Source organism: Methanococcus mangrovi (assembly GCF_054506835.1).
The window spans coordinates 1,695,187-1,707,775 of sequence record NZ_CP197114.1 but is presented as its reverse complement, the minus strand read 5'-3'; the positions used below and the strand labels follow the sequence as shown (position 1 = coordinate 1,707,775).

Below are 12,589 nucleotides of genomic sequence, written 5' to 3'. Positions count from 1 at the left end.
TATGAACGCATTTTCAGCCATGCTTTACAGGCAACTTAAAAGATTTACCCGTGCAAAATCAAGAGTAATCGGCTCTTTATTAAACCCCCTCGTCTGGCTAATTTTCTTTGGAATTGGCTGGAGCAGGGCCTTTGATTTTCCCGCTGCAAGAGAAATATTTGGAGGAGTTGATTATTTAACATATTTAATTCCCGGCGTAGTTTCAATGACGGTGTTTAGCGGAAGCTTCATCAGCGGTGTTACAGTTATATGGGATAAACAGTTTGGATTTTTAAAAGAAACATTAGTTGCTCCGACTTCAAGAAGTGAAGCGATTTTAGGTAGAATTATGGGGGACTCAGTTACAGCACTCGTTCAGGGAGTGTTAATCATGGCACTGAGCCTATTTTTAGTATCATTAAATCCTTACGGAATGATTCCCGTGGTTTTTACAAGTTTTATCCTTGCGATAGCGTTTGCAAGTGTTGGAATAACTCTCGGATTAAAAATAAACAGCCAGGAAGGATTTCACTTAATTTTTGGGCTTTTAATGCAACCCTTAATATTTTTAAGCGGTGCATTTTATCCAATAGATGCAATGCCCACATGGATGAAACTTTTAGCATACATAAATCCATTAACATATGCTGTTGATTCTGCAAGATATTTCTTAGCAGGTTTCTCAAGATTTCCAATAGTACTCGATGTTTCAATTTTGATTATTTTGAGCGTTTCTCTCGTAATTTTGGCAATGTACACGTTTGAAAAGGCTGTTATCGAATAATTTCGATTTATAAAACGTAAATTATATATGGCTGTAAAGTAAAATAATCCTAAATATTAAAAATGAATTCAAAAATATTACAGGTGCAAATTATGGAAGCATTAGTTTTAGTGGGCCACGGTAGCAAGCTCCCACACTCAAAAAACGTTGTTATGGAAGTTGCTGAAAAAATAAAAGCAAAGAATGTTTATGATATTGTTGAAGTTGGCATGATGGAATTCAACGAACCTACAATCCCTGATGCGATAAAAAAGGTAATTGATGCAGGCGCTAAAAAAGTAATTGTAACACCGGTATTTTTAGCTCCAGGAAACCATACTGAAAGAGATATCCCAAAAATACTCGGAATTTACGAAGGAGACGAAGATTGCGGACATCATCATCATGACCACGATCACGAACACCATCACCACCATCATCATCACGACACAGAAACTGTCGAAATTCCAGAAGGTGTTGAATTAGTTTACAGAAAACCGATGGGTGCAGATGATAGAATTATAGATATAGTCCTCGATAGAGCTAACGGACTTTAAATTAATCTTTTAATTTTAAAAAATAAAAAAAGTATTTTTTGTATTTAAGCTATGATTACTTCTTCTTTTTCTTCAGGTTTAGCTTCTGCGTAGAGTTTGTGTGCAATATCTTTTAAAACTTCGAGACCTTTTGCTTCAGTTCTCAATAATTCAAGGTTTGCAATAACTTTGTCGCCGAATTTTTCTTTTATAAGCTCAAGTCTTTTTTCTTGTAAGCTTCTTCTTGCCCTACAGAAGTCACACTCTACGTCTTCAGGGATGATCTGGTTTACAACAACTGAATCTACAGGTATTTTAAACTTGTTCAAAGCTTGCATTGCTCTTTCACTTTCTAAAATACTCATTTCTTCAGGAATTACAACGAGTCTGAATGCTGTTCTATCAGGGTTTGCCAAGATTCCTCTTGCTTTTGTAATTCTTGCTTTCATTTCTTCCATTTCTTCTAAAGCTTTGTCGTAATCTACATCTTCGCCTTTACCGCCAAATGGCATGACTTTTTTCATCATGTTCATGAAACCGCTCATCTGTTTTTTGAACTTGATCATTTTGGTCATGTATTTGTCCATGATTTCTGGAAGTCCTAAGAATCTTAAAGTGTGTCCTGTTGGTGCTGTATCAAATACAACTATATCGAATTCGTCGCTATCCATGTATTTTAAAAATACATCGAATGCTGCACTTTCGTCGGTTCCGGGGGATAATGAAGCCATTTCAAGTTGATCTTCAAGCATTCCACCCATCATTGGATTTTCATCCATTTGAGCTTTTAATTTTTCTTTGTATTCTGACATTGCAACTTCTGGGTCGATTTCTACAACATAGAGGTTTTCCATGCCGTTTACTTTTGTTGGTTCGTGACCAAATGACTGTTCAAAGCTGTCTCTTAATGAGTGAGCAGGGTCTGTTGAAACTACAACAGTTTTTAAACCTTGTTCTGCACAGTAAATACCTGTAGCAGCACTCATTGTAGTTTTTCCAACTCCACCTTTTCCACCAAACATGATGTACTTGGTTCCGTTTTCTTTTTCAAGTTTTTTAGCAGTAATTCCTTTCAATGATTCCTTTATTTTAGATAATACCAAAATATCACCTTATTGATAATCTAAGATACTTAGTAGTTACACGTTTTTATAGGTTTTTAATTAACACGGTTCATTTTTAAGTCGACTAATTAATTCTTCAACATCCACGAGTGTTGAAATACATCCATCCTTCATTAAAAGCTGTCCTTGAATCGGTATATTCTTTCTCGAAAGTGAGTTCATTCCGTGAAACATGTCATTATGGCATGCTACTGCAAAAACCCCGTCTGGTTTTTTCTCTTTTAAAACCCTTTTTAAAAAAGTTGAACCGGGAACTACGTAAGTTTTGTATCCTTTTTCGTTAGCGACTTTTATTATGCTACCGATTGGACATTTTCCGCAAAATACACACTCTACTCCATCTGGGCCGAGTTTTCCAGGACATTTCAAGTCCCTCAGGCAGTGTGGAAGGATTAAAACTTTATTTTTTGCTTTTTTAAATTCTTCGCAGTAGTACTTATTGTAAAAGTCACTCGCAACTTTGTAAAATGTATCTTCCGTTCCAATTATTAGGAACATTCTTAATAGAATGGAGTAGAAGTTATTTGTAATATACAATGATAGTTTAGGAAACAGGATTTTATTCTTCTTTAAAAGATAATATCCAAGAACAATTGCAGTAAACAATAAAAGAATTGCCAAAACAATTAATATTGATGAAATTATCCCTAAATACTCAAAAATCCATATACCACTAATATCCATTTTATCACGGTGAACTAAATGAAAATTTCAATTTCTTTTGATTTTTTTGGTAGCGATGAAAACCAGAAAACAGTTGATTTTAGTGATTACTGCGTTATCGTAATCGATGTTTTAAGAGCATCTACTACCATTTGTACACTACTTGAGTTATCTGACAAGATATATATAACAGACAGTCTTAAAAAAGCTGAAAAAATAGAAAATTCCATTAAAATCGGGGAAAGAAATGCCCGAAAAATTGAAGGATTTGATTTTGGAAATTCTCCTGTTGAATTAACTGTAAATAAAAATTTAATAAAAGAGCATGCCAATAACGGGGGAAATATTGTATTGACCACGACAAATGGAACAAGGGTTCTTGAAAGTATCACTTCAGAACATATTTTAATCGGTTCAATTACAAACGCAGAAAGTGTTGCAAAAAAAGCCTACAATATTGCAAGAGAAAATGAAAAAGGAATAATGCTCGTTCCATGCCATAGGAAAGGAAATTTCGCAATTGAAGACTTTATCGGGGCAGGAATTATTGCAAATTATCTTTTTAAAGAGTACGATGAAGAAATTCCTGATGAAAAATTTGAAGAATTAATCCCTGCAAGAGCTTTAACTAAATCAGACTGGGTAAGAAAAATATTTGAATCAAATTCCGGAGAAAGCTTGAAAAAATTGGGCTATTTTGAAGATTTAATATTCTGCACTTCGAAAAACAGTCAAAAATCTGTTGGAATTTTCGATAAAAAATCTGGAAAAATCTCCCGTTTAATTTAGAAAATAATATATAAGTAGACTTTGGTTTTTATATTAATAATCTCATATTTAATGGATTATTTTAAAATTTATTTAACGTATGTTTCACAAAAAATAGATAACTTAAGTCTAAACTGGATAAAAAAAGATGGGGGAGAGTAAAATTGATATGGTCCAAAGAAGAAACACTCGATAGAGAAGAAATCGAAAAAATACAGCTTGAAAGATTAAAAGAATCTGTAAAAAGAGCTTATGAAAATGTTCCGCTCTATAAGGAAAAATTTGACAAGATCGGATTAAAGCCAGAGGACATAAACACGTTAGAAGACGTTAAAAAAATTCCATTTACAATAAAAGATGATTTTAGGGCAAATTATCCATTTGGAATGTTTGCAGTTCCTAAAAAAGAAATCGTGAGAATCCATGCATCATCCGGAACCACTGGAAAACCTACAGTTGTAGGGTACACAAAAAAAGACTTAGATACCTGGTCTGAACTCGTATCAAGAGTCGTTAGTGCTGCGGGAGTAACCGATGAAGATACTGCTCAGGTGGCATTTGGTTACGGACTCTTTACAGGCGGATTTGGGTTACACTACGGTCTTGAAAAAGTTGGAGCTTCGGTAATTCCAATTTCAAGCGGAAACACGGAAAAACAGATAATGCTCATGAAAGACTTTGGAACAACAGTTTTAATCTGCACTCCATCATATGCCCTTTACATTGCAGAAGTTGCACAAAAAATGGGAATCGACCCTAAAAAAGACTTGAATGTAAAAATAGGTCTTTTTGGTGGAGAAGCATGCTCAGAATCTGCAAGAGCAGAAATTGAATCTAAGTGGGGCATGCTTGCAACCCAGAACTATGGTATGAGCGAATTAATCGGCCCGGGAGTTTCTGGAGAGTGTGAATATAAATGTGGAATGCACATTTCTGAAGACCACTTTATCGCAGAAATAATCGACCCGAAAACCGGTGAAGTACTTCCTGAAGGAGAAGTTGGAGAACTTGTAATTACAACACTTACAAAAGAAGCACTTCCTGTTCTCAGATACAGAACAAAAGACATGACCAGCCTTACTCATGAAAAATGTAAATGTGGAAGAACTACCGCAAGAATGGTAAAAATAAAAGGAAGAAGCGACGACATGTTAATTATTCGGGGAGTAAATGTATTTCCATCGCAGATTGAAAGTGTTTTAGAAGGAATAGAAGAAATCGGACCACACTATGAAATAATAGTTACTAAAAACGGACACTTAGACCAGATGACAATCAATATAGAACTTGCAGATGGTAAATTCCTCGAAAAATTCAGCTGTCTTGAACAGGTAAGCAAAAAAGTAGACCATAAATTAAAAACTGTGCTTGGATTAAGCTCTAAAATAAACATCGTCCACCCTAAAACCCTCGAAAGGTTTGAAGGTAAAGCAAAACGTGTAAAAGATTTAAGAAACTTCGATTAAATTCTATTATTTTTTTTAAATTTTAATTTGATGAAAAAAAGAAGATATTTTAATTATTTTTTAAGGTTTTTTCTTCTCCAGTGTCTCATTTTTGGGTGTTGTTTAACGCTTCCTTTCGTTCTTGCAATAGCAAACATAGGAACTCTTCTATTTTGTTTTAAAGCTTTTGCAAGTCTGATTTTTTTACCCAAAGGTTTGTTGCCTGCCATCTTTTCACCTCTGAACTTATCTTTTTAAACCAATAACTCTTGATTGAATGTGTTTTGGGAAGTATTCAAGCGGATCGATTCCTCTTTGCCGAATTAACTCCCTTATTTCGGTTTCATAGTCTGATTTCAAAAGTTCTTCACTTTCTTTTTCAGAAATTATGAAATAATTGTTAACTAGATTTCTTAAAGTTTTGTGACCAAATCCCATTAAAGGAGTCACGTACTGAATATTTTTCCTCATTTCAAGGCTCTGGATTTCTGAGTGATCGAGTTTTGGGACGCGATCGTCTCTTCTCGTACCGTCCGCAATTACATCGTATTTCTCGGAAATTATTTCGAGAACTTGCTTGTGAACAAACTGAATCCCGTTTCCAGGATACCCATCCTTTAAAATCATATCAACAGATTTTTCGATTAATTCTCTATCCATTGACTCGACTTTATGAGGATAGCCAATTATTTTGGCAGTTTCTTCTGCATGACAGTATGAATCCAAAACTCCGAAATTAACGGTTATTAATTGAATCTCATAGCCCAGATTATGCAAAATTATGGAAGAAAGGGAACTATCTTTTCCACCGCTGAATAAAACGTGAGCTTTCATATGAATCAATTATCTTCTCATTATTGTGATTTCTTTCTTAGCAGGTTTGTTCATCTCGTATATTCTATCAAGAAGGCCTTTAAAGTACTCGTCAGTGAGTGGAATTGGAAGTTTTCCAGCCTGTGCGAGTTGTATTAACTGCATTTCAACCTGTTCTGCAAACTGGGGTTTTGCAAGTTTTATTCTTGCTAATCTCGATCTTGCATCTTCAGAAAGAATCTGCCTGAGAATTTTTTGTTTTTGCATTTCGTATTGCATTTGCTGCTCTTGCATCTGTCTCTGAGCTTCAGGGTCCTGTGCCCCTTGTTCTTGAGCTTTTGCTTGCATTTCCTGCAATCTTCTTTGCCTTATTTCTTCTGGGTTCATCAAACCCCCTCTAATAAAATTAAATTATTGTGCTACTGAATCAGCTACTTCTTTTGCAGTGTTGTCTACTAAAGATTGGCCTTTTGGTGCAATAATTCTTCCACCGTTTTCAGCTTTAGCAAGTAATTCTTTAGCTTCTAAAGCTTGGAAAGCTGTTCTGATAATGTTTCCACTACCTTTAACGAATTTTTCAGGAGCGCATCCTCGGTTCTTCCTTCCACCGTAAACGCTTCTTAATCTTTCAACACCAACTGGACCGTTGGTATATACTTTTCTTAATATTGCAGCACATCTTACGTACCACCAGTCTTCGTTGTCAGGTCTTCTTTCTTTGTGAGCTCCTGTTTTAACGAAGTTTGTCCATTCAGGCTCTTCTACGCCCATTTCTTTCAATTTTTCAGCTAATTTTGCGATTAAATCGTTTGCTGGCACATCGTAAACGGTTACCATGTAAACACCTCTAATAATAACGTTCAGTTCATCCTTTTGTAACTCATATTCGGATAATCTGGACAATTAACGGATTCATTAAAACAATATTTAAAAATCCTTAAGACCGAGCAATCTTATTATAATAATTGCACCCCATATATATTACTTTCCATGATTGTAAGTAATATAAAAAAGAGTAAAAAATGAAAAAAAGGTTAAAATATCATCCTTTATTAAAATAACATTTTATCTTTTAAGGAGTGCTTTTTTAGACCGCATTTCTTCAAATTCTTCAACGTACTTTTCTTTCTTCGTTTTCTTTGTTGAATACTTTTTCCAGCCTTCTTTTGGCTTGAAAATAGTAATAACATTTCCAACTACGCTGATAACTTCTGCACCAGTTTCTTTAGCGATTTTTTCAGCCATTTCTGTTTTATCGCCACTTTCAAGTGCACTTTTTCTTACCTTAATTTTTATGAGGCTTTTATCTTTTATCTGCCTTTTAATTTCTTCTATGGTTTTGTCGACCCCTTCCTTTCCAACCCAGACTACAGGTTCGATTTCGTGTGATTGGGACCTTAATATCTTCTTGGCTTTGGATGATATTTTTATTTCAGTATTTTCGGTCATACTCTCTCTCCTTGATATGTATGCATATAATTTGATACCCTGAGTTAATTTTTCCATTAAAACAGTAAAATCATTAAGATAATCAATAAATTAATCTGTCCGCTAAGTTATTTAAAATATCATATATATAATGTACAGTTAGCAACATACTATTGTTATTTGAGTATAAAAATATTTTTGGATTTTTGGAAAATTCAGCATATATTTAAAATTTATTTGAGAAGCCAAGAGAGGCGGGTTTATATGAATGTATTAGTAAACAACAACCCAAAATCTGGAAAAACTTTAAAAGACGTAATAAAAGACGAATACTATATCTCCGGGTCAAATATTGTAATCGTAAAGGGAACTTCTACGGTAGTTAAAGAAGAAACCAAAAAATACCTGATAAAAACTACAAAAGGTTCTTTTGTAGTGGGAATAACTGAAGAAAATGAAACTGTTGACTTCTGGAATAAAAATTACAAATCATTTGAAGATAAATCCCTGATCTGGAAAAGTATTTCTGACATATCTTTTGGATCTATCGAGATACCCTTATCCGTAAGTAGCTTAAAACAGAATTTTAAAAAGTGGGACGTAGTTTTAAGCGTTTCAGGGCTTGATACCAGTGAAGGAAATTTGATATTTGTTCAGAGAGACGTGTTAGAGTTGTACGGTCTTGAAAATCCGAAAATTGGTATATTAATCGGTGGAAAAAGAGTCTTAAAAACACTGGCACAAAATGACAGTATTATATCTATTGAAAGGATGCGAGAATCCAAGGAAAACATTGAATACGAAATAACTACTGATTTAGATAAAGAACTTCAAGATGACTGGAAAATATACACTTATTGTAAAGCAGAATTTGATGGCCCGTCAAAAAGTACAGAACACGCTCTTGCAATACTTGAAAACGGCGTTCTCGAAATTTCAGAAAATACAAGCACTTATGTTGCAGACTGCAGACTGCAGACTCTATTAATAGACGAAGAAAACCCTGAAGATAGAGATAGAGGAACAATTACGGTTAGAAATATCGGAAACGGTGTTGGAAAAGTTTATATCTATCAAGAAAACAGGGCATCCTCCTTATCCCATACGGTAGTTGGAAAAGTTACTGATGGAATTGAAATCGTTGATTTTTCAAATTCTGGGCACATCACGGTAAAAACGAGCCCCGAAAGGCTGAATGTAATTGGAAAAACACAAAAAGATGCGAAAATCTTGTTTGAAAAACACGGGATAACATTAAAAATGGAAGGAAATACAAATGACGATGCTATAATCGTTGAACAAGTCCCAGAATACACGATGGATATATTAAAATCAAAAGAAGTTACTACAAAGGGAATTGAACCCGAAAAATTATTGTATGTTGAAATATTTGATAAGGAAGCCCCAACTTCCACGTGGTACTTTAGAAAAACCACCGGACTTACAACAAAAAGAATAGGTACATTGAAAATATATTTCAAACACGAAGATATTTCAATGTTTGAAAGAAATTGGGACTATTCAAAAGGACTTTTACCTGAAAATACGCCTAAAAAATCTGTTGATTCTGGAATAATTGCAGTTACAAACATGGCTAAAAGATATAAAGGATATATCGGGGTTAGAACCGCTGCACACGATAAATACGGACCGACAGGAGAAACTTTTGAAGGTACAAACATCGTTGGAAAAGTAGTTAAAAACGCGGAAATATTAAAAAGCGTTAAACAGGGCGAAAACATATACATACTTGAAATTAATAAAAATTAATAAATTTTTCAAATTATTTGATTTAATCATTTTTAACTGGAGGAATAAGTATGGACTGGAAAGCAGTATCTCCGTACAACCCAAAATTAGATTTAAAAGACTGTTATTTGTATGATACAACATTAAGAGATGGAGAACAGACCCCTGGAGTTTGTTTTACTGGAAATCAAAAACTTGAAATTGCAAAAAAATTGGATGAACTTAAAATTAAACAGATTGAAGCAGGTTTTCCAATTGTTTCTGAAAATGAAAGAAAAGCCATCAAATCAATCACCAGTGAAGGATTAAATGCGCAAGTATTAGCATTATCAAGAGTTTTAAAAGAAGATATTGATAAAGCAATTGAATGCGACGTTGACGGAATTATTACATTTATTGCAACTTCTCCGATGCACTTGAAATATAAACTACATAAAAGTCTCGATGAAGTCGAAGAAATGGGTATGAAAGCAGTAGAATACGCAAAAGACCATGGACTTTTTGTAGCATTTTCTGCAGAAGATGCAACAAGAACCCCAATTGAAGACATCATAAGAATTCACAAAAATGCAGAAGAACACGGCGCTGATAGGGTTCACATTGCAGACACTCTCGGCTGTGCAACACCGCAGGCAATGTATTACATATGTTCTGAATTAAGCAAAAACTTGAAAAAAGCACATATTGGAGTACACTGCCACAATGACTTTGGATTTGCAGTTATAAATTCGATATATGGATTAATGGGTGGAGCAAAAGCAGTATCTACAACTGTCAATGGAATAGGCGAAAGAGCTGGAAATGCTGCAATTGAAGAAATTGTAATGGCATTGAAAGTACTCTATGACCATGATATGGGATTAAATACCGAAATAATAACTGAAATATCAAAACTCGTTGAAAACTATTCAAAAATCAGGATTCCAGAAAATAAACCTCTCGTTGGAGAAATGGTGTTCTACCACGAAAGCGGAATACACGTTGATGCAGTTTTAGAAAATCCTTTGACGTATGAACCGTTTTTACCTGAAAAAATCGGTCAGAAAAGAAAAATTATACTTGGAAAACACTCCGGTTGCAGAGCTGTCGCACACCGGCTCCACGAAATGGGCCTTGAAGCTTCAAGAGATGAACTCTGGGAAATTGTAAAGAAAACTAAAGAAACAAGAGAAGAAGGTACTGAAATAAGCGACGATGTGTTTGAAAAGATTGTCAAAAATATTATAAAATAACATAAAAAAACTTTTTGGGTGGAAAATTGTTTGGATTTAGCTGGATAATAACAGCAGTCATTGCTGCATTTGTTGTATTTTTGATTTTAAAATTCATGTTTAAAATGGTATTTACAACAATAAAACTCGTAATGCTTTTTGCAGCGATAATCCTTTTAGTTTACGCGCTGAGCATTTTAATTTAACTTTTTTAAAAAATTTTTAAAATAAAAAATTTCCCAATTAGTTTGGAGTGGTGACTAATAGAGATAGATAGGTTAATGTCATGTTTTTATGATGTGGCTAGTGATGGCTTAATGGTTGCAACCATAATAGTACTTCACACTTATACTATATAAGTATTACGAATTGCAAAAAAATCATACTAATAATTATATTATTTAAAATTAGTATCACAGTAAGAATCTAAGAAAATAAAAAAGAATTAGAAAGGCCAGATTAGGGGAATAAATACAATTGCAATTATTGCACAAATTATTTCAAGTGGCCATCCGGATTTTGCGTAATCTTTAAATGAATAACCTCCGGGACCAAGTATAATCATGTTTGGAGGTGTTGCAATTGGAGTTAAGAAGCATGAAGATGCTGCAACTGCAATTGCCATCAATATCGGTTTTGCACTTACATCAAATGCATCTGCAAGGGCAATTCCAAGAGGCATTACCAGAGCAGCTGTTGCAGTGTTTGACATTACTTCCGTAATTAATGCAGTCAGTATGTATGCTGCGGCTAAAAGTGCAAGCGGGCTATGAACATACGTAATAACCGTATTTGCAATCATTGTAGCAGCACCTGTTGCCGCCATTGCAGTTCCAAGTGGGAGCATTCCTGCGAACAAAAATATCGTTGTCCATGAGATACTGTTAAAAGCTTCCTGCATCGTGATACATCCTGTCATTACAACCACACATGCACCAAGCATGAATGCAGTTACAAGAGGAATTGTTCCAGTTGCAGTCATTAAAACTACAAACGTAAAGACAAGCGTTGCAATCCACATCTTGTTAGTTCGATATTTCAATGTATCCGAAACAAAATCTCTTGCTTTTGCTTTTGATTCGGGCAGTAACTTGTGCCCAATTGTACCGTAGTATAAAATTCCTGCAATGAATATTAAAATTCCTATTTTTGCAAACTCGAAAAAACCAAATGGAGCAATCCCTGATTTTTCGAGTGCATCATTTACAAGCCCGTTTGGAGGAGTTCCAATTAAAGTTAAAGTTCCACCAAGGGATGCTGCATAAGCCATAGGAATTAACAATTTTCCAGGTTTTAAACTTGCAGAAACGCAGATTCCCATTACAATTGGTATAAATGCTGCTGTTGTTCCAGTGTTTGATAAAAATGCAGACATTGTACCTATTGCCAACATTACGAGAAGCATTAGTTTTAACTGGCTTTTTCCTGCTGCTTTTACTGTCATTTGCCCGATTTTATCTGCAAAACCAGTTCTAAATACTGCTTCACCAAGTATAAATGCGGCCATGAACAGTACTACCCATTTATTCCCAAAATCAGCAAAGGCTTGCGTACTCGACAGAATATCTATCCCGGGAAAACTTAAAGCTACGGGAACGAGCATTGCACTAACTGGTAAGGGAAGTGCTTCTGTGAAAAATAACAACGCTGCAGTTCCTAAAATTATAAGTGTAATTATCGCTTTTTGGCCGTTTATTCCGTCAGCAGATTCTTCGTCCACGTACGCAATCTTTGTAAAACCAATTAAAAGTACGGCGAGCACGAGTAAAATCAGCGCTTTTTTCATAAAATCACCTCGTTTATTTAAATTTCGATAAATCCACCTCGTAGAATCGACTTTAAAGAAACTTTTGAAAAAATCGTAAAAAATGAGAATGCATATAAAACTAGGCTTATCAGTTTTTGAATAACTACTAACTTGTTTGATTGGTAGTTTTTAAAGAACTTCGAGGAATTTTCCCGAGTTAAAAGTTTAATTTCCAACATACCTGAATAGATTTTTCTTCGATTCTATCAGGAACTTTTATTCCTATATTCTGTGTAATATTTATTACTATTCATTTGAATCGGAAAAAAATAATTCCATAATTTTCAAAAATAATCCTTTAAA

The 12,589-nt window shown here is 34.5% G+C and carries 15 protein-coding genes; 7 read left to right on the top strand and 8 right to left on the bottom strand.

What is annotated here, in order from left to right:
* Position 1: 1 nt before the first annotated feature.
* The gene (locus ACS5L2_RS09280; protein ID WP_459201703.1) at positions 2-763 is read left to right on the top strand and encodes an ABC transporter permease; all 762 of its coding nucleotides are present in this window, start codon (positions 2-4) and stop codon (positions 761-763) included.
* A 92-nt stretch (positions 764-855) separates the two neighbouring features.
* Positions 856-1,299, top strand: a complete 444-nt coding sequence (gene cfbA / locus ACS5L2_RS09275; protein WP_459201702.1) for a sirohydrochlorin nickelochelatase — start codon at positions 856-858, stop codon at positions 1,297-1,299.
* A 44-nt stretch (positions 1,300-1,343) separates the two neighbouring features.
* On the opposite strand, the gene ACS5L2_RS09270 is transcribed toward cfbA, so the two are convergent.
* Both ACS5L2_RS09270 and ACS5L2_RS09265 read right to left on the bottom strand, forming a co-directional pair.
* Positions 1,344-2,381, bottom strand: coding sequence for a TRC40/GET3/ArsA family transport-energizing ATPase (locus tag ACS5L2_RS09270; RefSeq protein ID WP_459201701.1), 1,038 nt, complete (start codon positions 2,379-2,381; stop codon positions 1,344-1,346).
* A gap of 60 nt (positions 2,382-2,441) precedes the next feature.
* The gene (locus ACS5L2_RS09265) at positions 2,442-3,086 is read right to left on the bottom strand and encodes a DUF116 domain-containing protein (protein ID WP_459201700.1); all 645 of its coding nucleotides are present in this window, start codon (positions 3,084-3,086) and stop codon (positions 2,442-2,444) included.
* 18 nt (positions 3,087-3,104) lie between these two features.
* Here ACS5L2_RS09265 and comB point away from each other — a divergent pair, with 18 nt between their 5' ends.
* Both comB and ACS5L2_RS09255 read left to right on the top strand, forming a co-directional pair.
* On the top strand, positions 3,105-3,854 hold the full coding sequence (gene comB / locus ACS5L2_RS09260) for a 2-phosphosulfolactate phosphatase (protein ID WP_459201699.1): 750 nt from the start codon (positions 3,105-3,107) through the stop codon (positions 3,852-3,854).
* 143 nt (positions 3,855-3,997) lie between these two features.
* On the top strand, positions 3,998-5,299 hold the full coding sequence (locus tag ACS5L2_RS09255; protein WP_459201698.1) for a phenylacetate--CoA ligase family protein: 1,302 nt from the start codon (positions 3,998-4,000) through the stop codon (positions 5,297-5,299).
* A 53-nt stretch (positions 5,300-5,352) separates the two neighbouring features.
* Here the strand turns inward: ACS5L2_RS09255 and ACS5L2_RS09250 are convergent, their stop codons facing one another.
* The 5 genes from ACS5L2_RS09250 to yhbY form a co-directional block, all read right to left on the bottom strand.
* Positions 5,353-5,508, bottom strand: coding sequence for a 50S ribosomal protein L39e (locus ACS5L2_RS09250; protein WP_011170103.1), 156 nt, complete (start codon positions 5,506-5,508; stop codon positions 5,353-5,355).
* A 16-nt stretch (positions 5,509-5,524) separates the two neighbouring features.
* Positions 5,525-6,112, bottom strand: coding sequence for a DUF7411 family protein (locus ACS5L2_RS09245; RefSeq protein ID WP_459201697.1), 588 nt, complete (start codon positions 6,110-6,112; stop codon positions 5,525-5,527).
* A gap of 9 nt (positions 6,113-6,121) precedes the next feature.
* On the bottom strand, positions 6,122-6,478 hold the full coding sequence (locus ACS5L2_RS09240; protein ID WP_459201696.1) for a DNA-binding protein: 357 nt from the start codon (positions 6,476-6,478) through the stop codon (positions 6,122-6,124).
* Positions 6,479-6,502: 24 nt separating this feature from the next.
* The gene (locus ACS5L2_RS09235) at positions 6,503-6,928 is read right to left on the bottom strand and encodes a 30S ribosomal protein S19e (RefSeq protein ID WP_459201695.1); all 426 of its coding nucleotides are present in this window, start codon (positions 6,926-6,928) and stop codon (positions 6,503-6,505) included.
* A gap of 228 nt (positions 6,929-7,156) precedes the next feature.
* Positions 7,157-7,540 carry a ribosome assembly RNA-binding protein YhbY gene (gene yhbY, locus ACS5L2_RS09230; RefSeq protein WP_459201694.1) on the bottom strand — a complete coding sequence of 128 codons (384 nt, stop codon included), beginning with the start codon at positions 7,538-7,540 and terminating at the stop codon, positions 7,157-7,159.
* A gap of 243 nt (positions 7,541-7,783) precedes the next feature.
* Between yhbY and mmp3 the strand changes: the two genes are divergently transcribed.
* The 3 genes from mmp3 to ACS5L2_RS09215 are packed head-to-tail and all read left to right on the top strand — an operon-like array spanning position 7,784 to position 10,685.
* Positions 7,784-9,289 (top strand): methyl-coenzyme M reductase-associated protein Mmp3, encoded by a 1,506-nt coding sequence (mmp3, locus tag ACS5L2_RS09225; protein ID WP_459201693.1) that lies wholly within the window; start codon positions 7,784-7,786, stop codon positions 9,287-9,289.
* Positions 9,290-9,339: 50 nt separating this feature from the next.
* Complete coding sequence (locus tag ACS5L2_RS09220; protein WP_459201692.1) at positions 9,340-10,500, top strand: homocitrate synthase family protein; 1,161 nt, start codon at positions 9,340-9,342, stop codon at positions 10,498-10,500.
* 26 nt (positions 10,501-10,526) lie between these two features.
* Entirely contained in the window at positions 10,527-10,685 is a 159-nt protein-coding gene (locus ACS5L2_RS09215; RefSeq protein ID WP_459201691.1) for a hypothetical protein, read from the top strand.
* Between the two features lie 239 nt (positions 10,686-10,924).
* Here ACS5L2_RS09215 and ACS5L2_RS09210 read toward each other — a convergent pair whose 3' ends face one another.
* A complete protein-coding gene (locus tag ACS5L2_RS09210; protein ID WP_459201690.1) occupies positions 10,925-12,265 on the bottom strand; it encodes an SLC13 family permease in 1,341 nt (446 codons plus the stop codon).
* Positions 12,266-12,589: the final 324 nt, after the last annotated feature.